29 protein-coding genes and 2 tRNA genes are annotated in these 23,895 nt (G+C 56.3%); 12 read left to right on the forward strand and 19 right to left on the reverse strand.

Annotated elements, in window-relative coordinates:
- The first annotated feature begins 2 nt into the window (after nucleotides 1–2).
- Nucleotides 3–584: a class I SAM-dependent methyltransferase gene (locus tag P0648_RS11870; RefSeq protein ID WP_277504097.1), complete on the forward strand. Its 582-nt coding sequence runs from the start codon at nucleotides 3–5 to the stop codon at nucleotides 582–584.
- Between the two features lie 6 nt (nucleotides 585–590).
- Here the strand turns inward: P0648_RS11870 and P0648_RS11875 are convergent, their stop codons facing one another.
- Both P0648_RS11875 and P0648_RS11880 read right to left on the reverse strand, forming a co-directional pair.
- The gene (locus P0648_RS11875; protein ID WP_276247039.1) at nucleotides 591–926 is read right to left on the reverse strand and encodes a hypothetical protein; all 336 of its coding nucleotides are present in this window, start codon (nucleotides 924–926) and stop codon (nucleotides 591–593) included.
- A 31-nt stretch (nucleotides 927–957) separates the two neighbouring features.
- Nucleotides 958–1,128, reverse strand: coding sequence for a hypothetical protein (locus P0648_RS11880; protein WP_276247038.1), 171 nt, complete (start codon nucleotides 1,126–1,128; stop codon nucleotides 958–960).
- A 90-nt stretch (nucleotides 1,129–1,218) separates the two neighbouring features.
- Between P0648_RS11880 and P0648_RS11885 the strand changes: the two genes are divergently transcribed.
- Together P0648_RS11885 and purD are read left to right on the forward strand one after the other, a co-directional pair.
- The gene (locus tag P0648_RS11885) at nucleotides 1,219–1,455 is read left to right on the forward strand and encodes a hypothetical protein (RefSeq protein WP_276247037.1); all 237 of its coding nucleotides are present in this window, start codon (nucleotides 1,219–1,221) and stop codon (nucleotides 1,453–1,455) included.
- Nucleotides 1,456–1,530: 75 nt separating this feature from the next.
- On the forward strand, nucleotides 1,531–2,817 hold the full coding sequence (gene purD / locus P0648_RS11890; protein WP_277504100.1) for a phosphoribosylamine--glycine ligase: 1,287 nt from the start codon (nucleotides 1,531–1,533) through the stop codon (nucleotides 2,815–2,817).
- A gap of 8 nt (nucleotides 2,818–2,825) precedes the next feature.
- On the opposite strand, the gene P0648_RS11895 is transcribed toward purD, so the two are convergent.
- Nucleotides 2,826–3,266 (reverse strand): hypothetical protein, encoded by a 441-nt coding sequence (locus tag P0648_RS11895; RefSeq protein ID WP_277504101.1) that lies wholly within the window; start codon nucleotides 3,264–3,266, stop codon nucleotides 2,826–2,828.
- 290 nt (nucleotides 3,267–3,556) lie between these two features.
- Here P0648_RS11895 and P0648_RS11900 point away from each other — a divergent pair, with 290 nt between their 5' ends.
- Both P0648_RS11900 and P0648_RS11905 read left to right on the forward strand, forming a co-directional pair.
- A complete protein-coding gene (locus P0648_RS11900; protein ID WP_277505877.1) occupies nucleotides 3,557–5,362 on the forward strand; it encodes a DEAD/DEAH box helicase in 1,806 nt (601 codons plus the stop codon).
- A gap of 31 nt (nucleotides 5,363–5,393) precedes the next feature.
- Nucleotides 5,394–5,915, forward strand: a complete 522-nt coding sequence (locus P0648_RS11905) for a DapH/DapD/GlmU-related protein (RefSeq protein ID WP_277504102.1) — start codon at nucleotides 5,394–5,396, stop codon at nucleotides 5,913–5,915.
- Here P0648_RS11905 and P0648_RS11910 read toward each other — a convergent pair.
- A complete protein-coding gene (locus P0648_RS11910; RefSeq protein ID WP_276274845.1) occupies nucleotides 5,912–6,694 on the reverse strand; it encodes a mechanosensitive ion channel domain-containing protein in 783 nt (260 codons plus the stop codon). The two genes, P0648_RS11905 and P0648_RS11910, sit on opposite strands and share 4 nt — an antisense overlap.
- Before the next feature lie 3 nt (nucleotides 6,695–6,697).
- A complete protein-coding gene (gene dacZ, locus P0648_RS11915) occupies nucleotides 6,698–7,510 on the reverse strand; it encodes a diadenylate cyclase DacZ (RefSeq protein WP_276247032.1) in 813 nt (270 codons plus the stop codon).
- 106 nt (nucleotides 7,511–7,616) lie between these two features.
- Between dacZ and P0648_RS11920 the strand changes: the two genes are divergently transcribed.
- Together P0648_RS11920 and P0648_RS11925 are read left to right on the forward strand one after the other, a co-directional pair.
- The gene (locus tag P0648_RS11920; protein ID WP_276274844.1) at nucleotides 7,617–8,672 is read left to right on the forward strand and encodes a S66 peptidase family protein; all 1,056 of its coding nucleotides are present in this window, start codon (nucleotides 7,617–7,619) and stop codon (nucleotides 8,670–8,672) included.
- Nucleotides 8,673–8,730: 58 nt separating this feature from the next.
- Nucleotides 8,731–9,042 (forward strand): hypothetical protein, encoded by a 312-nt coding sequence (locus P0648_RS11925; protein WP_276247030.1) that lies wholly within the window; start codon nucleotides 8,731–8,733, stop codon nucleotides 9,040–9,042.
- Nucleotides 9,043–9,273: 231 nt separating this feature from the next.
- Here the strand turns inward: P0648_RS11925 and P0648_RS11930 are convergent.
- A tRNA-Leu gene (locus tag P0648_RS11930) sits at nucleotides 9,274–9,357 on the reverse strand.
- Between the two features lie 433 nt (nucleotides 9,358–9,790).
- Between P0648_RS11930 and P0648_RS11935 the strand changes: the two genes are divergently transcribed.
- The 3 genes from P0648_RS11935 to P0648_RS11945 all read left to right on the forward strand — a co-directional run bounded on the left by P0648_RS11935 (nucleotide 9,791) and on the right by P0648_RS11945 (nucleotide 12,054).
- Nucleotides 9,791–10,390, forward strand: coding sequence for a hypothetical protein (locus tag P0648_RS11935; protein ID WP_277504104.1), 600 nt, complete (start codon nucleotides 9,791–9,793; stop codon nucleotides 10,388–10,390).
- 181 nt (nucleotides 10,391–10,571) lie between these two features.
- Entirely contained in the window at nucleotides 10,572–11,210 is a 639-nt protein-coding gene (locus P0648_RS11940) for a hypothetical protein (protein WP_277504106.1), read from the forward strand.
- 163 nt (nucleotides 11,211–11,373) lie between these two features.
- A complete protein-coding gene (locus P0648_RS11945) occupies nucleotides 11,374–12,054 on the forward strand; it encodes a hypothetical protein (protein WP_277504107.1) in 681 nt (226 codons plus the stop codon).
- Nucleotides 12,055–12,426: 372 nt separating this feature from the next.
- Here the strand turns inward: P0648_RS11945 and P0648_RS11950 are convergent, their stop codons facing one another.
- Nucleotides 12,427–12,594: a hypothetical protein gene (locus P0648_RS11950; RefSeq protein WP_277504108.1), complete on the reverse strand. Its 168-nt coding sequence runs from the start codon at nucleotides 12,592–12,594 to the stop codon at nucleotides 12,427–12,429.
- A 6-nt stretch (nucleotides 12,595–12,600) separates the two neighbouring features.
- Here P0648_RS11950 and P0648_RS11955 point away from each other — a divergent pair, with 6 nt between their 5' ends.
- On the forward strand, nucleotides 12,601–12,846 hold the full coding sequence (locus P0648_RS11955) for an HNH endonuclease (protein ID WP_277504109.1): 246 nt from the start codon (nucleotides 12,601–12,603) through the stop codon (nucleotides 12,844–12,846).
- An 895-nt stretch (nucleotides 12,847–13,741) separates the two neighbouring features.
- On the opposite strand, the gene P0648_RS11960 is transcribed toward P0648_RS11955, so the two are convergent.
- From P0648_RS11960 to P0648_RS11985, 6 genes are all read right to left on the reverse strand, one after another.
- On the reverse strand, nucleotides 13,742–15,805 hold the full coding sequence (locus P0648_RS11960) for an AAA family ATPase (protein ID WP_277504110.1): 2,064 nt from the start codon (nucleotides 15,803–15,805) through the stop codon (nucleotides 13,742–13,744).
- A complete protein-coding gene (locus P0648_RS11965) occupies nucleotides 15,798–16,730 on the reverse strand; it encodes a hypothetical protein (protein ID WP_277504112.1) in 933 nt (310 codons plus the stop codon). The genes P0648_RS11960 and P0648_RS11965 overlap by 8 nt, the downstream gene beginning before the upstream one ends.
- Nucleotides 16,727–17,269 carry a hypothetical protein gene (locus tag P0648_RS11970; protein WP_277504113.1) on the reverse strand — a complete coding sequence of 181 codons (543 nt, stop codon included), beginning with the start codon at nucleotides 17,267–17,269 and terminating at the stop codon, nucleotides 16,727–16,729. Before P0648_RS11970 ends, P0648_RS11965 begins: the two co-directional genes overlap by 4 nt.
- 13 nt (nucleotides 17,270–17,282) lie before the next feature.
- The gene (locus tag P0648_RS11975) at nucleotides 17,283–18,062 is read right to left on the reverse strand and encodes a hypothetical protein (protein WP_277504115.1); all 780 of its coding nucleotides are present in this window, start codon (nucleotides 18,060–18,062) and stop codon (nucleotides 17,283–17,285) included.
- Between the two features lie 162 nt (nucleotides 18,063–18,224).
- Nucleotides 18,225–19,376 (reverse strand): site-specific integrase, encoded by a 1,152-nt coding sequence (locus P0648_RS11980; RefSeq protein WP_277504119.1) that lies wholly within the window; start codon nucleotides 19,374–19,376, stop codon nucleotides 18,225–18,227.
- A gap of 47 nt (nucleotides 19,377–19,423) precedes the next feature.
- Nucleotides 19,424–19,507 (reverse strand) — tRNA-Leu (locus P0648_RS11985).
- Between the two features lie 86 nt (nucleotides 19,508–19,593).
- On the opposite strand from P0648_RS11985, the gene P0648_RS11990 reads away from it, so the two are divergent.
- Entirely contained in the window at nucleotides 19,594–19,902 is a 309-nt protein-coding gene (locus P0648_RS11990; RefSeq protein ID WP_277504122.1) for a transcription initiation factor IIB family protein, read from the forward strand.
- 1 nt (nucleotide 19,903) lies between these two features.
- Here P0648_RS11990 and P0648_RS11995 read toward each other — a convergent pair whose 3' ends face one another.
- The 6 genes from P0648_RS11995 to paaE all read right to left on the reverse strand — a co-directional run bounded on the left by P0648_RS11995 (nucleotide 19,904) and on the right by paaE (nucleotide 23,893).
- Nucleotides 19,904–20,398, reverse strand: coding sequence for a phosphopantetheine adenylyltransferase (locus P0648_RS11995; RefSeq protein WP_276247028.1), 495 nt, complete (start codon nucleotides 20,396–20,398; stop codon nucleotides 19,904–19,906).
- An 84-nt stretch (nucleotides 20,399–20,482) separates the two neighbouring features.
- On the reverse strand, nucleotides 20,483–20,998 hold the full coding sequence (locus P0648_RS12000) for a winged helix-turn-helix domain-containing protein (protein ID WP_276247027.1): 516 nt from the start codon (nucleotides 20,996–20,998) through the stop codon (nucleotides 20,483–20,485).
- A 46-nt stretch (nucleotides 20,999–21,044) separates the two neighbouring features.
- Nucleotides 21,045–22,118: a glutamate--cysteine ligase gene (locus P0648_RS12005; RefSeq protein WP_276247026.1), complete on the reverse strand. Its 1,074-nt coding sequence runs from the start codon at nucleotides 22,116–22,118 to the stop codon at nucleotides 21,045–21,047.
- Nucleotides 22,119–22,214: 96 nt separating this feature from the next.
- On the reverse strand, nucleotides 22,215–22,841 hold the full coding sequence (locus tag P0648_RS12010) for a fibrillarin-like rRNA/tRNA 2'-O-methyltransferase (RefSeq protein WP_369685659.1): 627 nt from the start codon (nucleotides 22,839–22,841) through the stop codon (nucleotides 22,215–22,217).
- Nucleotides 22,841–23,674 (reverse strand): NOP5/NOP56 family protein, encoded by an 834-nt coding sequence (locus tag P0648_RS12015; RefSeq protein ID WP_276247025.1) that lies wholly within the window; start codon nucleotides 23,672–23,674, stop codon nucleotides 22,841–22,843. Before P0648_RS12015 ends, P0648_RS12010 begins: the two co-directional genes overlap by 1 nt.
- Before the next feature lie 51 nt (nucleotides 23,675–23,725).
- Nucleotides 23,726–23,893, reverse strand: a complete 168-nt coding sequence (gene paaE / locus P0648_RS12020; RefSeq protein ID WP_276247024.1) for a 1,2-phenylacetyl-CoA epoxidase subunit PaaE — start codon at nucleotides 23,891–23,893, stop codon at nucleotides 23,726–23,728.
- Nucleotides 23,894–23,895 lie beyond the last annotated feature (2 nt).

Consider the following 23,895-nt stretch of genomic DNA (forward strand, 5'->3'; position numbering starts at 1 on the left):
TCATGAATCCTCTGTACGCGCTCCTCCACCGGATGTTCGCCCGCCCGCGTGGCCGACTCGGCCGCCTCGGCGGCCGCCTGATGGCGTCGTCCAGCACTGAGAGCACAGCGTGGACGCTGTCGCTACTCGACCCGGAACCCGCCGATTCGGTCCTCGAAATTGGGTTCGGGCCGGGTCTCGGCGTCGAAAGCGCACTCGCCCGCGTCTTCGACGGGCACGTCGTTGGGGTGGACCCGTCCCGTCCCATGGTCGAACAGGCCGCTGCCCGCAACGAGCAAGCCCTGGCCACTGGACGAACAAGTCTGTGTCGAGGCGACGTTGAGGCGCTCCCCTTCGAAGCCGACACGTTCGAGTGCGCCTTCAGCACCAACTCGATGCAAGTGTGGCCCGACGCGCAGGCGGGGCTGAAAGAGATTCGGCGCGTCTGTAAACCCGACGGGACGGTGGCGCTCTCGTTTTCCACGCACAGCGGGCTGTCGCGCGATGCGGCAGTCGAGACGGTTTCAGCGAGCAAGCTCGAATTTGTCGACGTGGTTGAGACGGCGGACGCGTTCTGCGTGCTGGGGCGGGTGGGGGACCCGTAGAACTGGTCAAACAAGCTGATACCGTCCGACTCGCCGCCGTCGCTCGAACAGGTACACCGCAGACAGGAGGCTGGTCATCGCCGGCAGCGCAGCCAGATAGTAGAGAACGCTCGGTGACCAGTCGAACTCCGCTACCATCGCGCGTTTCTGGAGCTGAAAGGCGTAGAAAAACGGAATTGCGAGGAGAATTGGAAGCGGAATGAACGCGATGAGGCCAGTTTGAACGACCCCTGGAATTGGGAGGAAGATGGCCCCAATCCAGAGTAGGAGAAATGCGTGGAGGGCGAGTGCCGTCGCCGCGTGGGCGACGATGACCCACTCTGCGAGGCGAGTTCGATTCATTGTTCGAACGACGGGATAAGCGAAAAAAACCTTACTCTTTCGTGGATGATTCCCCGAATCGCGTCTGACGCTTTCCGCGGTAGTACAGCCAAAACAGTACGGCGAGGGGGAGTGGGAAGAAGACGATGGCGACGACCAGCAACCCCGGAAAAAGGAGGAACAGCGCGAACCACTTCCAGGAGATGAACGTGTCGCGGGGCATACGAGTCGTTCGCAGGAGGTTCACAAGTACGTTCGGTGGCTGGGCTGGCAACCCTCTCACTTATTTCAACTCCCTGATTTGATTTCGAGGATGAAAACGCAGACCCAGCCGAACGTGTACTGGCTTCTCGGTCACGCAAAGTATATCGCTGCCATCATCTTCACCGGCTTCTTCGCCGGGCTGGTCGTCGGGGAACTGTTCGCCGCGGTTGGGGTACTCAGAGGATTCGGCTCCACCATCGCCGGCACGCTCCAGTACACGGGCATCGTCACCGCCGTCCTGTACGTCCTCTCGCTAGACCGTTCGCGGGGCAGCCTTCGACGCTGAACCGATACACGTTCTTGCACAATTACAGCCGGCTGAAGGGCAACCTTTACACTCCCATGTGTAGGGTATTCGGATATGACCGAGACCATCCTGCTGGTCGGTGGCGGCGGCCGCGAGCACGCCATCGCCCGCGCCCTCGCGCCCGACGTGAACCTCTACGCCTGTTTGAGCAACCGCAACCCCGGCATCGCTCGCTTGGCGGACGGCTTCGAGACGCTCTCTGAGACGGACGCAGACGCAATCGTCGCCTACGCCGAAGACGTCGGCGCGACCATCGCCGTGGTGGGTCCAGAGGCTCCCCTCGCGGCGGGTGTCGCAGACGCACTCGACGAGGCGGGCATCTACGCCTTCGGCCCGCACGCCGAGGAAGCCCGCATCGAGACTGACAAGGCGTTCCAGCGGCGGTTCATGCGCTCGTACGACATTCCGGGATGCCCCGACTTCGAGACGTTCGACGACCCCGAGGAAGCCTGTGCCTTCATCGACGAGTACGACGGCGACCTCGTGGTGAAACCCGCGGGCTTGACCGGCGGCAAGGGCGTCGTCGTCATGGGCGACCAGGTGGACGCCGAGGGCGCGAAGCAGTACATTCGAGACAACGACTACGACCGCCTCGTCCTCGAAGAGCGCCTGATTGGTGAGGAGTTCACGGTGCAGGCCTTCGTGGCAAACGGCGAGTTCCGCGCCACGCCCGCCGTGCAGGACCACAAGCGCGCCTACGAAGGCGACGAGGGGCCGAACACCGGCGGCATGGGCAGTTACTCCGACGCGACGTGGGAACTGCCGTTCATGACCGAGCGCGACTACGACGAAGCTCTGCGCATCCTCGACGCGACGGTCTCCGCGCTGGACGGCTACAAGGGCATCCTCTACGGCCAGTTCATGCTCACGAAGGAGGGTCCGAAGGTCATCGAGTTCAACGCCCGATTCGGCGACCCGGAGGCGATGAACACGCTGCCCGTCCTCGAAACCCGGTTTGTGGACGTTCTCACCGCCGCGCGTGACGGTGAGGAACTGCCTGAACTCGCCTTCTCGGCGCAGGCGACGGTGTGTAAGTACGCCGTACCCGAGGGGTACCCCGAGAATCCGAAAGCCGGCGCGAAAGTCGAAGTCGACGAGGAGAGCGCAGGCGACGCGCTGCTCTACTACGCCAGCGTTGACGACCGAGACGACGGCATCTACACGACTACCTCTCGGTCCTTCGCCCTCGTCGGCGTCGCGGACACGATTGCCGAGGCCGAGGAAATCGCCGAGGACGCCCTCGCCGTCGCTGGCGAGGAAGGCCTCCACATCCGCCACGACATCGGAAAGGCGGACCTCGTCCAGCGTAGAATCGACCACATGAAAGCGCTACGCGGATAGTCGGTCCGTTACTGATTTTTCGTCGGGGAAGAGAGCGAGCGTCCGAGTTGCTCGCGGTACAGGTACACACCGCCAACGACAGCGACGAGGATTCCGGCCGCGTTGGTGACCGGCCACACCAGCGAGTGGTCAGGCGCGTGATTGCGGAACGTGACGAAGACGAACGTCGAACCCACGCTGTACAGCAGGACCAGCGTAATCACGAGATAAAACGCGGAGACACTTTTCGAGGATGGGACGCCACGTCGGCCAGCGTATCTCGAAACGGCAGTGCTCAGGATGAAACCGAACACGATTCCAAAGGCAAAGAGCGAACTCAACACGGCGATTGTCAGTTCGTTAGACAGGGAAGCTGCATCGAGGACAAACTCACTCGCAGCGCTCACGAGAAAGTAACCAAAGAGCAGCGAAAACGTTACCCGCCACCCTCGCGAGATGCTTGATTCCATCGTGGTTTTGTAGTTGAATTGACACGCGGATAAGACTATCTGAACAGGTGCGCCCACACGGTGGGCCGGGAAGCGCGTCTCGTCGCGCGACCCGGGGGAGGGCAGACGTGCTGATTCATTGTGACCCGGCAGTCGTGCGGTCACAGCGTTCGCGTAGTCTAAATCGAACAAACCCTCGTAAGAGCGGTTCCTTTTAGCGCCACACCCCCTACACGAGTCCAGTGACTGATTCAGAGGCACCCGACGGCTCGCCCGAAGCCGACGAGTCCCCAGAACCCACCGACGACGACCTGTCCGAAACCTTCGACATAGACGAGTTCTACGACGTCCTCGAAGACCGAGGCCGACCCGTCGTCACGGCGAGTGAAGTCGCCCGCCGATTGGGTATCTCCCAGGCCGAAGCCACCAACGCCCTCTCCCAACTCACGAAAGACGGCCGGGTCGAATCACTGAACGTCGAAACCGACCCCATCGTCTGGTATCCGCGCGACTGGAAGGAGACGACCAATCGCGAGCGAGTCGTCCTCTTTCCGAAACGCCGCGAAGTCGTGGTGGACCACCCCTCGCAGTTCACCCGGGCGCAGCTCACGCAGTTCTCGCACCTCGTGGAGACCAACCGCACCGGTGGCTACGTCTACAAACTCCGTGAAGAGGACATCTGGCAGGCCCCCTACGAGAGTCTCGGCGACCTCCTGCGCACCATGCGCCAGGCGTTCGGGGAACGTTCGCCCCACCTCGAAGAGTGGGTCGAAAGCCAGTGGGAGCGCGCCCGGAAGTTCCGCCTCTACACCCACGATGACGGGTACGTCGTGTTGGAAGCCGGGAGTGCGGACCTGCTCGGGAACGTCGCGCTGCCGAAACTCCAGAACGGCGAGATTCGCGCTCGCATCTCCGACGAGGAGGCGTGGGTCGCGAGCGAGGCCACCGCCTCCGTCAAGCGAATTCTCTACGAGGCGGGCTACCCCGTCCAGGACGAGCGCACGCTGGAGGAGGGCGACGACCTGCCCCACGAACTCCTCCTGCCGTTGCGCGACTACCAGCAGACGTGGGTGACGCGCTTCCTCGAAGCCAAGTCGGGCGTCCTCGTCGGGCCGCCGGGCAGCGGGAAGACCGTCGCTGCACTCGGTATCATGGCCGCCATCGAGGGCGAGACGCTGATTCTGGTTCCGGGTCGAGAACTCGCCGCCCAGTGGAAAGACGAAATTCTCCTGCACACCACTCTCGACCCTGACCAGGTCGGCGAGTACCACGGCGGCAAAAAGGAGATTCGGCCCGTCACCATCGCTACCTACCAGACGGCGGGGATGGACCGCCACCGGATACTGTTCGACGAACGCCGTTGGGGCCTCATCGTCTACGACGAAGTCCACCACATCCCGAGTCCGATTCACCGCCGGAGTGCGGATTTACAGACCCGCCACCGCCTCGGTCTCTCCGCGACGCCCATCCGCGAAGACGACAAACAACAGGAGATTTTTACGCTCATCGGCCCGCCAATCGGCACCGATTGGAACGCGCTGTTCGAAGCGGGCTACGTGGCCGAACCGGAGGTCGAAATCCGCTACGTGCCGTGGATCGACGAGTTCGGCCTGAACGAATACGGAAGCGCAGAGGGCCACGAAAAGCGGATGATTGCCGCCTCGAATCCGGCGAAAATCGAGGAGGTACGGTCGATTCTCGACGAGCACCCCGGCGAGAAAGCCCTGATTTTCGTCGAGTATCTCGAACAGGGCCAGCAGTTGAGCGAGGAACTCAACATCCCGTTCGTGAGCGGTGAGACGCCTCACGCAGAGCGCCGTCGTCTCTTCTCACAGTTCAACACCGGCCCGCGCGACGCGCTCATCGTCTCTCGAATTGGTGACGAGGGTATCGACCTGCCCGAAGCGTCGGTTGCCATCGCCGCCTCCGGGCTCGGGGGGTCGCGTCGGCAGGGTGCACAGCGCGCCGGACGAACCATGCGCCCGGTGGGCAACTCGCGGATGTACGTCCTCGCCACGCGCGGCACTTCTGAGGAGGACTTCGCCCGCCAGCGGATGCGTCACCTCGCGGCGAAGGGCGTGCGAATCGTCGAAACGGAGTCGGCCGCGTGGGAGTAGGTTCAAATCCTCCACGGCCGAACCAACTGACGTGACCGACGACGCCCCGACGCCGCGCCACGAGCGCATCACGCGCCACCCGACGCCCGGGCCGGCGAACTCGCTTCGCCACTGGACCAGCGCCCGCAACCCCGTTCGCGTCTCCATCAACTACGCCGTCATCGTCCTCGCGCGAATCTCACCGAGCCTGCGGCTCAAAAACTGGCTCCTGCGTCGCCTCGGCGTGACGATTGGAACGGGGGTTTCGTGGGGCCTCGAATCGACGCCGGACGTGTTCTGGCCTGACCTCATCACGGTGGGTGACCACGCCATCATCGGCTACAACGCGACAATTCTTTGCCACGAGTTTCTGCAGGACGAGTACCGAACCGGGGAAGTCCACATCGGCGAACGGGCGATGATTGGCGCGGGAGCCATCGTCCTGCCGGGCGTCACGATTGGCGACGGAGCCTCCGTGGCGGCGAACTCGCTCGTCACGCGAGACGTGCCCGCCGGTGCAACTGTGGCGGGCGTTCCAGCAAAAGAGATGTCTGCAGAATCAGTGTCCGATTAAGTTCGAATTCGGACGATTCCCGAGTCGAAGACGTGGGCGTTCGGGATGATGTACTCCTCGCCGTCGCTCTCGATGTGAGTGACGAACACGTCCACCTCCTGAACGATACCCCGGCGGTCGCCGATTGCGATTTCGTCGCCGATGCCGTAGGGCTGGTTGAGCAGGAGATACACGCCCGCCGCACTCGACGAGAGCAGGTCGCGAAAGGCGATACCCCCGAGGAAGACGACGCCGAAGACGTACACCCCGAGCAGGATGAGCAGTGCGCCCGTGGCGACGCCGATTTGCCCGAGCGCGATGAGCACGGCGATGTAGATGATGCTGTAGCGCACCATCTGCGGGATGATGTTCACCTCGGGGAGTTTGATGCTACGAAGGCGCTCTGAGACGACCAGTCCGGCTTTGTCAGAAATGATGAGGCCGAGGATGATGGCGAGCGCCGCGACGAACAGTCGCGGCATGAACGCCGTCAGTTGACCGAAGAAAAACTCCGTGCTGAGACCGAGAATCCTGAGCGCCAGCAGCGTGGCGAGGATGGCGATAAACAGGGCTGTGAGTTGTGAGATGAGCGAGACGGTCGACGTCCCGAGGCCGCGAGCCGTGCGCTCGAAGGGCGTCCCCTCCACCGCATCCGGAACGCCAGAGGAGACGAGCAGTCGCTGAATCGACCGCCCGATGACGTAGCCGAGGAGGAGGCCGCCGACGAAGACGAACAGCGCAAAGAAGAACCTGAACTCGTCGGTGAACAACTGCTCCAGTTGCGAGATGACGTCGACCATTGTTCAGTACTCCTCGGGGTCCAGTTCGAGGATGAGTTCGCCACCCTTGAACGCCCGAACCAGCCCGTCGCTCTCGCTCAACACGATGCAGATTGCGTTGGTGTCACGAGTGGTCGCCGCCGCTGCCATGTGCCGCGCCCCGAGTCCTTTCGGAATGTCGACGCCCTCCGCAGACGGTTCGAGATAGCGGTAGGCTGAGACAATCTTGCCCGCATCAGAGATGACGAACGCCCCGTCGAGACGGGAGAATTCCTTCAGCATGACGTTCACGATGGGGTCGCCGACGTGGACGTGAGACTTCTCGAACGGGTTGTACGAGAGGGGCCGAGACTTGTTCATCACCTTGCCCGCGTCGCCAACCACGAACAGCGCGCCGACGGGCTTGCCTTTCTGTCCTTTCTTCCCGAGTTCGATGGCGACTTCGAGCACGTCGCGGATGACAGTCGGCTCTGCCCGCGAGTTCATGAAGAGGTCGTAGATGCCGGTGTGGGTGAACTCACTCGCGCGGACCCGCGTGAGGGAATCGATTTCCTCGTCGAACATCTTCGTCGCACAGAGCAGGTCGTCGCCGTCGTCGATGATGTCGTTGTTGATCGCCCCTTCGATACCGTAGCGAATGCGTGAGGCGACGTTATCGAATTCGAGTGGAAGTTCCACAAACTGGGTCGCAGAGACCGTGTTCTCGGGGGCGACGACCACGACCTTGACATCGTCAACCTCTGCGAAGCGCCCGTAGTAGGAGGCGCTCGGAGAGAACAGCAAGATAGCGTCGACCTCGGACACAATCGGTCCCAGAAGGTCGCGGATTTCACTCATTGGTTCTATCCACTCGTGAAGCCGACAAAAAGGTTTGTGGCGCCCGGGTGCGATTTCCCGGCAGAACGTGCATAACTGTTATCAGACGATTCGGTGAAACCAACGCATGCACGAATTCGTCGTCCCACCACCGCTCGAACCCGGCGACCGAGTCGCCATCGTCGCTCCAGCCGGCGGTCACGCCAGCCAGTTTCCCCACGTCTACGAACAGGGCCTCGAAACGCTGCGCGAGACGTTCGACCTCGAACCCGTCGAATTCCCGACGGCGACGAAGTCGAGCGAGTACCTCTACGACCACCCGGAAGAACGAGCACGGGACGTCGAAGACGCCTTCGTCGACCCGGACATCGCGGGCGTCATCGCCACCATCGGCGGCGAGGACCAGATTCGCATCCTCAAACACCTCGACACCGACGTGCTCCGGGAGCATCCCACCCGGTTCTACGGCGTGAGTGACAACACGAACCTCCAACTCGCACTCTGGAACGCGGGCCTCGTCTCCTACTACGGTGGCATGGTCATGACCGACCTCGCGGTCCACGGCGGCCACCCCGACTACACCGAACGCTATCTCAGACGCGCCTTCTTCGAGGAGGAACACGGCGAACTCGAACCCGCCACCGCGTTCACCGACGACGGCCACGACTGGGCCGACCCGGACACGCTCGACTACGAACCAGAATGGGAGGACAGCGACGGCTGGCACTGGGACGGCCCCGAAACCGTCGTCTCCGGACGGACGTGGGGTGGCTGTCTCGAAATCGTGGACCTCCAGCTCGCGGTGAGCCACTACCTTCCCGACCCGGACGCACTCTCTGGCACCGTCCTCTGCCTCGAAACCTCAGAGGAACTGCCCCGCGACTTCGACGTCCGGTGGTTCCTCCTCGGCCTCGGCGAACGCGGCCTGCTCGAACGCTTTGCCGCCGTACTCGTCGGCCGCGCCCGCGCCAGAAGCGTCTTCGACCCCAACCCACCCGACGAACGCGAGGCGTACCGAACCCGCCAGCGCGAAGCCATCATCGACACGGTCCGAGAATACAACCCTGACGCACCCATCGTCTTCGACCTCGAATTCGGCCACACGTATCCGACCGCCGCACCACCAATCGGCGGGCGCGTCGTGGTCGATTCTGCACGAGAACGCATCACCTTCGCGGAGTGACCGCGAAATCGTTGGCGCTGTCCCAACACTTATCATACAGACGGCGTAATGCCGTGTAATGCGAACACCTCTCACAGCATCCTCCTGGTGGGGCCTCCGGCTCGCCCTTTTCCTTCTCGCGCCGGTCGCCGCACTCGTCTGGTTTTTCGCGGGCACACAGACCCTCTTCTGGTGGGTGCTCGTCCCCTTCTTCCTCGGCGTCGCGGGCATCCGCATCGGCACCGCACTCCAGCAAAATCGCGCCGCACGCGCCGTCGATGGAACCGGGAGAGAACACATCCGAATTGCTGACTCGAATCGCGCAGAACCACTCAACGACGGGCACGCGGACGCAGAACGCATCGCAGACGGCGGGAAACGGACGGAGTGACGACGGACGCTTTTTTTGGAACGAGAGACCGGATTTGACGAAGACGGACCGGATTTGAACTTCTCTCGCTTCGCTCGAACGTTCAAATCGGTCAGACCATTTTTAGCGCTCGTGATACTCGCGCAGAAGAGTACGTGGGACCGGATTTGAACCTCGGTCGCAACAAGTTGCTCCCTGCTTCAAACCGACCGTACGATTTTCGTCGCTCACCGTTTGGTTCGCGACAGAAAATGCGTGGGACCGGATTTGAACCGGCGGACTCCTACGAGACAGCGTCCTAAGCGCTGCGCCGTTTCCTGGCTTGGCTACCCACGCTGAAACCCGGTTTGACGCCCTTTCACCCTCAAATTCGCGTTATAATATTATAAATCCCCCCACGTCACAGCGCTTCCCTCTGTAGACTTATTTAGAGTTGGCAAAACTCCATACAAAAATGATGGACTAACTGCTAACTTGCTTTTAAAGTATTTATACACCGTCGCGAACTCGACCCATTAAATGGTGATTCTCTCGGAGAGTGATTCAACCTACGACACAAATTGTGGACCAGTGAGTACGTCGTGCATCCGGCGAGAGCGGCGAGAACAGCAGTTCCAAGCGCCCTCAAGGCAGTTCTTCGATACATGACAGATATAATACGTTTTCAGGCATAAGCTCGTCACGGACGCTACCGGGACCGCAGTCATCGACCCACGATTGGAGTCGTGTTACCTAATAAAACTAATATCTACACGTACATGTGTTGTATATGGAAGTGGAAATCGATTATCCTGAGACAGTAAAAAGCCTATACAGGGAATGCGGTGGGCCAAACGGGTTAGCGGAGAGTATCGGGTGTCACCCATCAACAATCCGACGGATCGAATCGGGAGAGGTTGATGCAACCGATTCACAATGCCGGACAAGAATTCATCATCTCGCCTCTCACCTCGAAACTCGCAAATACAAGCCCGATTCCACCGGGTGGAGAAAACTTGAAATTCCCCCAGGTGGGTACAAAACCGCTCACAACTACGTCCTTGATATCGGCGAGACTGGTTACAACTCAAGAATCGAGGCTATCGTTCAATGGCAAGATGCCTACCTTGAGAGCGCTCGCAGGGTATTAGACTCTGCGCAGGACTACGAATTAATCGCTCTCGGAATCAAGTATCATTTAGAAGATTTGAAATCAGACTTCGAGATGGCGGACAATGAAAGAGAAAAATACACGAAGATGCACTCGTTCGTGGATTGGGACGACCTAATCGTCCCTGACTTCAAAGAGACTGTTCGCATTGCGACGAACGATTCTGTCGTGGCTATCGTAGACGAAATGGTAATCATGGGGAGAGAATTCCACGAGTGAAGTGCGTAGGATGATACTTGAGGCATATCGTCCCTGACGGGTGAACCCGTCCTGTCGCGCTGTTTTGGAGAATCTGTTTTTACCACACCAGTGAGTGATATAGTTTGGGCGACGTGTTCATGGTCACACTTTCACTCCGCTCGCCAGAGGGTTATCTCAGACTACGGCATTCCAGCGTGGTATGGCGTCGAATTCCACGGCAGAACACCACATCGCCAATGCATTCATCACCACCTACGAACACCCCAAATTCGAATTCGAACTCGAATCCCACTACAACTATTACGGCAATCGAGGCCGCGTAGACCTCGTTGTCAAATCCGGGAGAACGCTCACCCTCATGGAGTTCAAATCCGAGAACGCAATTCAACGCGCCACTGGCCCCCAAGACATCATTGGCCAGTTCAACAAAATGCGCCAGTTCTTCCTCCAAAAGAACCCTCGATATTCGCCCGCTAGACTCAGCCACATCCGAAACGAACTCAGTTTTTACGCGACCAATACTGTGGCCTCTCACGTGTTCGATAACCTTGCCCTCTATCGCGCTGCCCAACAGTTAGACCCCACCCCGGTTCCCCGAAAGCGACTCTCTCCCCACAGCAAACTGCCTCTCACGCTCACTAGTGCAGTCAATTTTCGCCACCCGGCGAGCGTGGGAAACCCAGTTCCCGTGTTCAACAAGGACTTCTCGTGCTTGTCTCTAACACCGAGCGAATACGCGGACTTTGTCCGTGAGAAAAATCCATCTTTCTACGAACACATCGCGGATGCGCTCGCCCGTGCTGAATGGGTGCCAACCGACGCCACTCGATTCATATGAATGGTTCGACAATGTGGCGGAAAAGCGACTATAGTGGTTATAAGGCAGAAGAGGAGTGAACCAATACCCGAGGACGTTGTCCCAGAGAAACCGTTATTACTACAGCAACCAATGGTATATTATGTGACATGTTTATATTCTCTGCCTCCATTAGTACGTGGTAATGGCATACAAACTCCCAGAGTCCAGCATCGCCAAATCAATTATCGGTGGGCAAGCTCACGAAACCGTTTGGTTCGACCCCGAAGTCCACTTTGGCGAATACCAGAACCAAGGATACGCAGACCTCGTCGTCAATGGAGAAAGCAAGAGCGGCAAAGAATGGTGCCGCGTCATCGAAATCAAATCAGACCTCGCCATCGAAGAAGCCCACGGGGCACAAGACATCATCCGCCAGTTCAACAAGATGCGAAAACACTTCTTCTCGAATAACCCCGAATACCGCCTCGAAGACAAACACTGGGTCAGCTACATCCTCTGTTTCGCCGCCACCGACTACACCGCGACCCACGTGTTCGACAACGCCCTCCTCTACGATGCCGCCCAACTAGCAGAACCATGGGAAATCCCCCCCGAACTCAAAAAGCGCGAAGATGGCCCACCCACGATTGAGTCGGGAATCGTCTTCCGCCGCCCAGAATCAGACGGACGCATCGTGGCGTTCGACAACCGCTTCACCTTCCGAGAGTTGACGCCAGCGAAATACAGCGAAAAAATCGAACGCCTCGACCCCACCATCCACGAATACCTCAAACCTCCACTCACCACCGCACACTGGGATCTGGCCCGCCTAAATTCCCGACGACTAGAACACGAAGCCAACAAAACACTAACACTCGTGTGAATCTGGATGCACTATAACACCCGCGACGCTGTGGATGCGCGTTCGCATAATAAGAGAAGTATCTCCTAACTTACCGTTATGGGGTGGTGGCCGAGAGGGCGACATGGGCAACCGCACCAAGAAATCGTGAGTCTACGCACTAACCCCACCGTCCACTGCTTGATGAAACACATGATTCGCAACGAAGAGCGCTATGAGACGCATTCGGACTTCATCGAGGTACGCTCAAGCGCTACGGCGAGGTTCCACGGTCGCATCGGATGAAGTTGGGACTCCCACAGTCTAGAACGCATCACGAAAAAACCCGCGGAGGTCGGCGAACTGCGCACCAGTCATCTCGAAGCTTTGTGGCTGTTCTGAGTTTTCGAATTGTTAGAGCCCCACCAAGTCTCTTTTCTCGACTGCCTTGGGGGGACACTCGTACCGGTCGCCGGAGGAGTCACCGAGTGAGACCTCGCCCTCCAGTCGGGGGAGCGAGTGGGTGGTTTTCTCGGAGAGAAACGTCTTCAAGGCCCTCAAAACGGTTATTCCGAGGTACATTATTTAATGCCTCTTGGAGAGGATAGTCCAGACATCCCAGAGAACGTGGTTGTTGTCTGTCCAAATCATCATATCGATTTCGAGAATAGAATGATATCAATTGACTCAAGCTCCATGGAAATCACTCACTTCTACGATTCCGAAATCAATGGACGCGAATTAATAGTCGAAGATGAACACCAAGTGGGGCCAGAGTACCTTGGATACAATAACCATGTAGTCACCCATCCGCAAATCAAAGCAATTCGCTGATAGCCCTATTGAATACCCTGGTGAGGGGGGGTTTTGTTGCACCCATAATTTACGGATATTCAAGATACGGTTGGTCCAGAGATTCAGACCAATTCAGAGGGGTGCCAGAATCAGTAATACCCTTCATGGGATAAAGTTATTAGCGGTAAGTATGATTTTCCAAATGCGCTTTAACCCGGCGATGTCCCCCTCCTCGGGGATTTTTGTCAATATTATCTACATGGAGTTTAAGTCCACACAGTCTAATTTTTATCCAATAAGCATCTGTGGGGCGTCGCCGGGTTAAGGCCGTTTCACAGTTCCACCTCGGCAATCCTAGGCCGTGATTGAACTGAACAAAACCGTATCCATGGAAGGGTACGTAGGTGCGTCTTGAGAGGGCGCAATTTGTCGCCCGAGAATACCCTCGAAAGAGGCTCGGTACTTGAATATATGAATGGGTTCAAGTTAAACGGGAAATCCTTGCATCATGCACGGCCCTGAAACGACACGCTTGGATTACGGTGGACACACGATAACAAACCCGCCTTGGCGTGGATGACTGACGGAGTAGTAGATATTGTGCTAAGTGTGGGGCAACTATATCCCCGAGGACCCTGTTCCCTCATCTTCTCTTGATTTACAGCCGAGATGAGAACTCCTACCTGGTGTATAAGGGTCAGGGGGAGGGAGATGTAAAGCAGGGAGATGACCTTGGTGAATCCTATCGGCCTAACTCGGTCGGCATGCTACCTCTCGGCGTCGATGGACCGGTCCGTTTTGGGAGGTCGGGCAATCCTAGTAAAATTGGAGATGCTATTTTAGATATCCCTTATTGGGGGAGAGTCTGTCCAGTGTCTCATCAGTCCGCACTATTCCCTCGTCAATGGACCTATTTCTTCGCCAGGGGCACTTCTCAAATTGCATTGAAGTTTAGTAGAGTGTGTCCAGAATTCTCTAGCATTGTCATAGTTTCTTTTTCGGGCTTAGCCATAGTAACTATCGTTTGATACTCGTCGAGATATTCCGGTAAAAACGAAAGAATAGAGAGGACGTCACTCTCGTTCCCGGAGTCCATGTCGTTTGAGAGAGGTGAGTCGATTACGAACAATCTGAAAGGAAAACTTTCGTTTTGTGACTTGGACAGGTGTCTTAATACTGCAGTGTGGAAGATGAGTGACTGTAGAGTTGCCTCTGCGGATTCTTTTTCAGCTTGTGATGATTTGTATCTTCGAGTCGGAGTGTGGACTGTGAAATGGTAGTTTTCGGGACCGTCAAATGATACTGAAGTGACTTCTGAAAAGAATCCCTCAGTAAGACAATTTTCAATTAAATATTCCATTTGTTCGTCTAACTGCATCTGAAGTTTTCTTCGTTGATTCTTCCGTTCGGAGTCGACAATACCCGAGAGACGGCTTAAATAAGAACTTCTGTCTTTACGATTATCCTTCATCTCCTTAAGATATTCTTGAGCTTTCACCTCCCACTCCAGTTCGGTAATCTCTATACGGGTAGTGTCAAGCTTTACATCCAAATTAACAGCCTTTTCTCGAAGAGTCCGGATTTCCGACTCTAACTCTTCGCGCCGCTCAATCTCTTTGTCTAAATCACTTTCTTCAAGACGTTGTTCTACTTCTTTGATGTCTGTCTCAGCTGATGAAATCCTCGAGTCAAGTCGCGAAATACGGGCTTCTAGTTCTGCCTCCTCCTCAAGGAGTTCTTCGAGTTCTTGTTGTTGTTGTTCACGCCGCTCAGAGAGGGATTTAGGGGTCTGGTACTCCTTTTCCTTTTCAATCCTGTCCTCAGGCATTTCTTTGCTGCAAAGAGGACAGCTGTGTTCATTCTTCAACTGGCGTCTTTGGTTTGCATCGACGTCATTCATGCAGACAGGACAGCGGTCAGGAACGGACAGCAGATCGTGCAACTCGTCTGCAATTTCTTTGAGGTCGCCAGTCAGTTCATTGTCTTCGTATCGTTCTATTACTCGACGGGCCGCTGCGAGGTCGGATACTAGTTCTGTACGTTGACTTTTTAGGTCGGCCAACTTTGACTTTAGAGAACTTTGCCTAGAACGAAGTCGATTGAGGCGCTCTTCAGAATCACCACTATTTCGTAACGACTCCAAATTCTCTCTCTTATCTGCAATTATAGAGGCAATCGCTTCACGACTTTTTTCCAGTTCTTTAAAATCCTCGCGACGATTTTTTAGTTTTTTCTTGTATTCTTCAGATTTCCAGTTAGCATCCTCCATAGAGTCTCCGATATCACCCAACTTATCCATACGATTATCAACCGCATTCGAGACATTTGTGAGATATATACCAAACAGGATGTCGATGACTTCTGTTGAATTGCCCTTCCAGTTTATGAAATTCAAAAAGTCACGTGACATTAGAAAGAACAAAGACATGAAATCGTACACGTCGTAATCCCTGTTATATAGAGGAGAAATCCCGACTTTATTGAAAACAGTCTCGGGTTGGTCGTGGCGATCTTCAGGGACAGTTGAGTTGTCGATATCCTCTATTACAACTGGTTTTTCTTCTCCGTGAAGTGCCCCCCCTCGACCCTCTCGATACAGTTCCCTCTGAATCTGGGTACGGTTTTTTCCAATCCACCAATCACCCTGCGTGAATAGTCGCTTTTTACCGGTCTGAATGATTCCAGTCATCCCGTGCTTCTGTTTGTCGACTGGAAGACCCATGAGATTGTACTGGATCGCTCTAATGAGAGTCGTCTTTCCTAGGGCGTTCTTACCATATACAATATAGTCGCTCCCACCAAAATTGACCTCTGCTTCGGAGAGATTATTGAATCCTTTCACCAAGAAATTGTCGAGATTTACAGAGCCAGCCCCAAATTCCACGTCATAATAGTTATTGGAGACAAACTGTTTGAATTCCTCTTTGACGTCCTCTGGGAAGATCTTCTCGTTCTCAATCCGGTCATGGATATCTGCGATAGGTTCTAGCTCAGGCATTTGCCCGTTTCACTCCGTTGAATACGTCCATTACCAGTCCTTCACTGTCGAGGCTAAAGATACGGGTTCGTCCTGTGAGTAACACGCTACCGTTCCTGTTTTCATCAAATGAATTCATACTTTTGACCCGGCTTTCCAGCTCACTGATTGGTTCTCCACTCCATTTCTGCAGTACCCTCTTCTGACAGAGTGCCCACTCGCGTAATAGAACGCTCTCAGCTGTATCAATTTTATTTAGATTGTCGCGATAACGGGTCGCGATGAACTCACCCGAAAAACCCAATGACAAATTGAATGGTTGCTGTACATTTGGGTCAATAGACTCGTCAACGCGCTCATCAAATATTTTTGATGCGATGAGTCTGTTTCGATCTTGTGACAGTCTACTGGAATGGACCGTTGAGTCTCGTTTTCTGAATGTATACCGATAACCAGTGCGTTCCAACATTCCCAAGGTTGTTTTTTGTGGTTTGATAGAATGGTCCTCTCTACCGGAGAGAACATCATTTGTGAGGTAAGTGAGGTACTGAATACGGTCTCGGGAAACACTATTCTCACCAGTTCGTGATTGGTAGTCAGCAATCAGCTTGAGAAGCATAACCAGGTCAACAACCTCATCCAGTTTGTTTTTGATTTTCCAAGATTCTCGGAAGGAACTCTCGATGTCAAACTCTGCCCCCCTCATTTTGGATAACCGTTCATCTGAAACGTTTGTTTCTGAAATAATGGCCAGGACCCGTTCGTTGCTTAGAACTTCGTTATTGAGGAAGTCAAAGTATTCACTATCTAAGTCGTATTCTTCTTCATACTCGTCCAACATTTCGTCGTGTACTTCAGAAGTAACTTTGAGATAGGCATCGAAGACGTCTCCAGATAAACCAAGGTCTTCCCCTACCCGCTGTATTGCCCTCCAAGCGTGTATCATATTATTGTCTCTTGTTGAGTTCTTGCTGATATTTTCCAGTCCACACAATGCTTGGATCGACGAGGATGGCAGTCTCTAGTAAAATAGCTACGTATAGATGTCTTAAGACTCTGTTCACTTTTGGTGACGAATATCTTGTGAGAAATGCTAGCTATGTCCTCCAAGTCAACACCGAGGTCAATTTCATGATTTTTCCAAACAACAATTTCGGCTTCTGGAGGGACTTTGTTTTGAATAAAACTGCGTAGTCTGAGTGAATCACGAGAAAAGCAGTTGGCCTCGACCAGCCACATACTATTCTCCAAGGACACGATTTTGTCCTCAGCGTTTGCTTCGTCTAAAAGGTCAAATCCGTGACTATGTGGGGTATAGGCGAAGAATTCCTCATATCCAGATGCATCTCCTAAAACATCTTCGAGTAAATCCGTCAGTTCATAACCAAAGCAACGGTTCGTTTCACTGACTAAGAGTACACTCTCCCTGTGAAATGAATAGTCAGAACGGGATTCGACCTTGTCTAACGTCGGTGCAGTAGGCATTTCATGTCTTAACCTACGATGACATTTCCAGTTTACTTAATTCCTTGTGAATATCCGTATATTTAGTGTAGTAGGAGTTCCAGTGTTTACTACGGTTCCCGTAACTCTCAGAAGTCCATCCTACCATTTTTCGTTGGTCTGAAGCAGTAAATTGCTGGAAATCATCCAGCCACTGTTTGAGTGTGGTATGAAGTCCGATTGTATCATTCATTGGCTCTTTTCTCAATTCTTCCTCAATCTTTCTACCCACGATAAGTGTGCGGTCCCCTAGTTCGCGAGCTTCAGCTAGGTCGGCTTCTCGGAGGTTCTCTGTCACTCGGAGGAATTCAGAGACCATTTCGCCTTTTCTTCTTCTTCTCTCAAGTGACCAAACAGTAAGGACATTAACTCCAGATAGGGCTATCAAATATAGTGAGCTGATTACTATTCCTGCGAAAATATCGTTGGTTTCGGGAATAATTTGCCCAGAATATGGATATATTAGTAATAAATAACCGAGATATGTTATCAATATCGAAAACAAAAAATACAGCACTCCAGAAGTAAATATGAATCCTTGTTCATGGAGTTTTGGCGAGTAGGTGGATTGGCCAACCTTCGTGAGTACAAGAAGTGACATACCAAAACTAAAGATTGAAGTGAGAATTGCGATGGTGGTTATTATTTGTTCATCCAAGCCGACAAATAGCCGAAGAGGTGTCTGAAGTGTGGATGCAAAGAGAAGAGGTATTGTCGCAACTGCGAATTCAGCGGCGAAAGAGACATTCCGACCGAAAGTCAGTCGATTAATCATTTGTCTGTTTTATTTTCCACGTATGAATTACCGTTACTCTTCTGAATCAATATTCTCTGCAAGGTTTGCAATTACTGTCCACGATTTCCTCTGCAACCTCTTTCAACCATCCATGCTTAATAAAAATGCTACTCAGCTGAATAACAGAGAATAGTACAGAGGTTACCCCATACGGTCTAATGCCTCCCGACGGTCTTCTACGGGTACAGCATCGTACTTCATCGTAGTCTTAACCGACTTATGACGAAGTTGGGCTTTAGTGGCTGCGAGATCTCGTTCATGAGTCATATAAGTCCCTACACTATGCCGTATCGCATACCAGGACAGCTGGCGATTGTCGGTCCGTATTCCGGCCCTCTTGCAGAGTTTTCGTAAAAGCCGACCCAAACTCTTCGACCCGTAGGGATTGTCGTGTGTCGTCAGCCAAAGAGTCTCAGTATCTTCGTATCGGTCGTAATTCGACCGTTCATTCATCCACCGTTCGAGTGACTTTGCGGTTCGGTCGGTGATGCTGACACGCCAGTTATCTCGGTTCTTACTCGACTCTTCCTTAGGTATTCGTAGAATCCCATTTTCGATGTCTACCCACGTCGTTTGGGCACGTTGGACTTCAACCGGTCGGAGACCGGCGTCAAGACTGGCCCAGACCATCGACGTAATTTTCCATCCCTCAACCCTATTCCAATCTTCAGGTGTTACTTTGTCAACTGGTTTCCCTAGTGTTTGGGCGACATAGCCTTTCCACTCGCTACGCTTCTGTGGAGATAGTGTGTTGTAGGTCGGAATACTCCCGTGTTCGAGTGACGCCTGCCGTATCTTCCGCCTCTCATCGATGGTCAAGAAGTCCCGAGGCTGCCCATCACCACTACTCTGGAAGGAAAACTGCGCTTCCCACTCGTCTTTTCCGTACTTGTGGGCAAGCCATCGGAAGTACCGCTTCAGCATCTCTTCGATTTTTCCTTTGCTAGCTTGGGCACGGTCACTGTAGGCCACTTCTTGTAGATAGCCGTCTGCGTCCTCGTGCGAAGGAGGGATCCGATACTCATCATGGGTGTTCCACACCCATCGATCGAACGCAGCAGCCCTGTAGCCGGATTCGTAGACCGTATATGCAGAGTATCCGAGTGCCTTCTCGGGGTTCTTTCCAATGTGGAGAAGCCACTTCAAGAACTGTTCTCGGTAGCTGTGATAGTCCACGTACTGCTTCTTTGAGAGTTGATTTTCGTTATCAGATGGGACAATCACGATGTGTCTACCGGGGTCTAAATCGGCGTCTATTCTATTGTCGCTGGAGTTCGTTAGGTTCCCTGACATAGTCGATGTGCAGGGCGAAAAACCGAGAGACAGCGAGGTCCTTGGAATGCGTGGGACCGGATTTGAACCGGCGGACTCCTACGAGACAGCGTCCTAAGCGCTGCGCCGTTTCCTGGCTTGGCTACCCACGCGCGTCTACCGATTTCCCGCATTAAACAAAATACCTGTCGCTCTCGGGTGGCGAGGGCTTATATCCTATCACGCCGAATCGCAGTTCGTGTATCGGGCCGGCGACCAGGTGGAAAACGAAGAGTGGCTCGCGCAACTCGAACAGGCGGCAGACCGACTGTCGCTCGGAACCGAAGCGCGCTCTCGGGCGGCGGACCTCTTTCTCTCGACGGTCCCCGAAAAGGAACGCTCGAAGCGCGCGGCCGTCGCGGCGAGTCTCTACGCCGGGGCACTCATCGCCGGTGACGAACGCTCACAGGGTGACGTCGCTGAGGCCGTCGGCGTCGCTCGTCTGACGATTCAACAGCGCTGGAAGGAGTTGTTGGAGACCGCGGGCCTGCGGCCGCCGGGCTGGTAACTTACTGCTCTCGTTCTGCGGGTCGCCCCTCGCGTTCGGGCGTGAGGTTCCCGTGTTCGTCGATTTCGCCACGGACGATGCGCGTACTCGAAATCACGTCCTCGTCTTTCGCGTAGACGCGGTCTACAACCTCGATTCGGAGCGGTTCGAGGCCGCGCTCTTCGCGGATTTCGTTTACGAGTTCGCCTCCGCGCTGAGTCTCGGTGGAGACGACGAGCACGTCGAACTGCGGTTCGGTGGCGATGCCAGTCGGCTCGGTGAGCGTCCGAATTTCCCACTCGCGGTCGTACTCGGCGGCGAACTGTTCGAGTTCTTTTTCGAGGTCCGCCTTGCGCTCGTCGTACGGTCTGACGTAGCGGTCCTCCTTGCGCGTCTTCGGCGCAAGTTCGTCACTCGTGAGGCCAACTGTCACGTCCCCGAGTTCGAAGGCCCGTTTGAGCAGTTCTCGATGCCCATCATGGACCGGGTCGAACGTCCCGCCCAGCGCGACTTTCATACCCCACCCAACTACCGCCGCTGGCTTAGTGGCTTCGACTCAATGAATCGATGAACAATCAGAAAACCGACGCGCACAGACCGGTTATTCGTCCGCCTCTTCCTCGACGGTGATCGTCACGGGTTCGGTCGCCGTCTTCGGGTCGCGCCTGCCGAGATAGCAGTCGAGGTTGAACACCGTATTGAGTTCGTCCTGCACCTGCTCTGCGAGCGCGGTGACGAGTTCGCTCGGCGGCATCGCCGTGTACTCATATGGGTTGTTCCCCGCGCCCGAACTCTTGCGTTTCCGGCGTTCGAGCACTTCTTCGGTATGGAGTTCCGCGAGCGCCTCCCGGACGGTGCTCGGATACAGCCCGGTTCCGTCGGCGATTTCCTCGCTGGTCGCCCACGGATGCTGGCGCAGATAGACGTAGATGCGTGCTCGCGTTTCGGTGTCGAGGACCCACGAGAGGAGTTCGACGATGCGGTCGTCGAACTGCCCGACAGCCCGGTCGGTTTCGTCTTCGAGTCGCGACCGGTGTTGCTCGAGTCGCTCCCGTGGTCCCCTGTGACCCGCTGGTTCACCCTCCTTCGGTTTGTCTGGTGCGTCGTCAGCAGCCATGCTCCTCTGAGAAGGGGAAAAGAGACTGTCGGGTAAAAACCCTTGGCTACAGTCGAAGTGCGTCACAGAGCGCGGGGAGCCCCTCCGCTTCGAGGAGTCTGCGCTGCATGTCGGCCCCGCTCTCGCCGTCGTACAGCTCGCGGATGCCGGAGATGCCGAGTCTCTCACACTCTTCGTCGACGATTTCGCCGAGGGTGCTCGTCCCTTGTCTGTCGAGGTCGATGAACGAGGCGTCGTGGCCGTAGCGCATCGCCCGCCACTTGTTCTCGTCTAAGAGTTCCCGCCGGTGGCGATAGCCTTCCTCGCCGTCGTCGTAGCGCGCGCCGAGGTCCTCGACCAGCGCCGCCGTGTACTCGACGAACGCCATGACGCGCTCCGGGTCGGTCTGTCCGTCCGGCGTTCTAACTTCGAGTGTGCCGTACTCGGTGTGGGGGCGAACGTCGTACCAGAGTTCACCGCGGTCGTTTATCGACCCTTGCGTGACCATCATGTGTTCGAACGAGAGGAAGTCCTCGTAGGAGTCGAAGTCGGTCGGCATCCCGGTGTTGGGGAGGTTTTCGAAAATCTTCGCCCGTGCGGAGGCGAGGCCGGTGTCGAACCCGTTCCAGAACGGCGAGTTCGCGGAGAGTGCGAGCATCACGGGGAGATACCAGCGAATCTCGTTCGCAATCCAGACCGCCTTGTCCGCATCGTCGACGCCGATGTGGACGTGCAAGCCAGCCGTCGTGTTGCGGTGCTGCGGGTACTGAATCCGGTCGAGTTGCGCCTTGTAGCGCGATTTCTCGGCGTGTTCGAGTTCGCGCCATTTTGCCGCCGGGTGGAGGCCCGCCGCGGCGATGCCAAAACCGTGGGTTTCGGCGTGGGACAGAAGCGCCTCACGGATTGCGAGCAGCTGCTCGCGGGCCGCAGAAAGTCGTTCGATGACCGGCGTCTGCGTCTCTACGACGCACTTGAACAGTTCGTGGTCGATGCGACCAGCCAGCAGTTCGGGAGGGTCAGATTCGTAGACGAGTTCGTCCGTCCCCGACGTCGGCCGGCCTACGTCATCGACGACGAAAAACTCCTCTTCGATTCCGAGTGTCCCGGTTCGGGTGAAATTCTCGGCAGAGCCCGTATCCATCTTGTCCGCGGTACGTCCGCCGGAACTTAAACAGTTCTGGCTTCCCGCACAGGTGTTACCCAACTGTATCGAAAGGTATGGGAATTGACCAGTCGCTCACTTCGGTGTCGCAACCACGCCGAGGTGGTCCGCGTGGAACGGTTCGAGTCGGGCCGTTTCGACGATATCGTAGCCCTCCTCCAGCTCAGCGAGCACGTCCTCGAACACGACGTCTGGGTCGCGAGTTACGTCCTCACTGCGGGCCTTGATGGCGATGAGCGCGCGTCCATCGTCCGCGAGGAACTGACGGTTGCGGACGGCCACGGTTGCCTGCCCGCGGGTGGCCACGTCCTGGACGAGTACGTCCAGCTTCGATTCGACGACGTGGGCGTAGGTTTCGGGTTTCCGGGCGTCTTTGAGCAGCGGGAACAGGTTCGGGCGGTCACGCGCCACACCCACCAGGTCACGGACCGGGCGCGGGGCGAACTCCACGGCGTATGTGGGACCAGAAAAGTCCGCGACGTGGCTCACGGTGGTCCCACTTGCCGCACCGAGGTACAGCACTTTCTCGCCGCCCGAGAGGCCGACGTCCATCTCCGTTTCGAGCATCGCACCGAGTTTCGAGCGGTTCACATCCCAGAGTCGCCACCCCTCGGAGACGGGTTCGCCGTACACGGATTGCCCCTTCGTCGCGAGGCGTTCTTTGCCGTCGAAGGTGCGCCGCTCGACACCAGCCGGCAACATCAGTTCTCACCCCGTGCCTGGATAGTCGCGATACGTTCGTCCAATTCGTCTTTCAATTCGGGGCGCAGGTCACCCGCGTAGTGGTCGATGCGCGCGGCGATGGTGAGTTTCCCTGCGAGGGCGCGGGCCGCAGACCCGCGGTCCTCTCGGCGGGTGTGTCGAATCGCCGGGTGCATGAAGATGATACCGTGTTTCGGCGACGATGCCTGCCCCTTCAGGTGGGCAAAGAGGGCGTCCTCCGCGCCAAGGACCTGCACCGTCCCACTTGGCTTCTTCGCGAGCGTGTCGAGGCCACCGGCGAGCGCGATGAGTCGCGCCGCGAGAACCGGCTCTGCGAGGTTCGAGAGGTTCGGTGCGACGAGGGGCGTCGTCTCTTCGACGAACTCCTTGAGTGCGTTGGCCTCGTCGTCGAGTTCCGCACACCGGGTGGCGAGCGCGATGAGGCGCTCGTCTGCGGCGTCTTTGGGTTCCCGTTCGGCGAGTTTCCGGGCGGACTCCACGCCCGTGCCGGCGTCGGCGAAACGGCTTCCCGCCCACTCCGCGACGCGTTCGGCCAGTTCGTTCGCCATGCGACGGGCGTCGTCCATCGCGCGAACGGCGTGAATCAACTGCTTGTCCGTCGCGCGCTCCTTCTCGACGACTTCCTGGCGGGCCGCCTCGACGGTCACCGCGTGGAGTCGCTCGTAATACGACTCCTCGTCCGCGGCGAACCCAGCGTCGACGGCCTGCGCGGGCCAGTCGGCGGGAGCGTCGGCCGACCCCTCGCGAATGTGCGCGACGGCCTCGGCGGTGTCGTCGGAATCGACGCCGACGAACCATCCGTTTTCGGTCATACCTGTCGGTAGCGAGTGGGTTGGGGTTAAAAGGCGCGTTCTGGGGACCGACTACCCGAACTTCTCGAACGGCTGGTCACAGCCGTTGCAGTAGTGCATCGACCGGCAGAGGCCAGGCCCTTTCGGGTGGTCGCGAACCGTGTCGTCGGAGCCACAGTACGGGCACTCCGCTGGCGATTCGTCCGCAGTCGTCGTGACGCTCGGGTCGTTGAATCGCATGG

The sequence above is a fragment of the Haladaptatus sp. DYSN1 genome (genome assembly GCF_029489995.1).
In the GTDB taxonomy this organism is placed as follows: domain Archaea; phylum Halobacteriota; class Halobacteria; order Halobacteriales; family Halococcaceae; genus QDMS2.